General features: G+C 63.1%; 1 protein-coding gene. It reads right to left on the bottom strand.

Translation table 11 applies throughout. The annotated features are described in order from the left end of the window. Positions 1 to 233: citrate/2-methylcitrate synthase (locus tag F1003_RS19260; RefSeq protein WP_497986947.1), on the bottom strand; the 233-nt coding region annotated here is incomplete at both ends.

The following is a 233-nucleotide window of genomic DNA, read 5'->3' as shown; positions in this document are numbered from 1 at the left end:
CGTTCGGGTAGAGCTTGCGCTCGACGAAGTAGTCGTCGGACAGCGCGTGCTCCTCCAGCTTGAGCGCGATCTCCAGCAGCTCGTCGGACTTGCCGAGCGCCGAGAGGACGTCGTGCGCCGCCGCCTTGATGATCTTCGCCCGGGGGTCGAAGTTCTTGTAGACGCGGTGCCCGAAGCCCATGAGCTTCACGCCGTCTTCCTTGTTCTTCACCTTGCGGATGAAGGAGTCGACG

It is taken from the genome of Winogradskyella ouciana, from assembly GCF_009709615.1.
GTDB lineage: Bacteria > Bacteroidota > Bacteroidia > Flavobacteriales > Flavobacteriaceae > Winogradskyella > Winogradskyella ouciana.
Note: the sequence above shows the minus strand (reverse complement) of the source record. Positions and strands in the feature narration are given on the sequence as shown.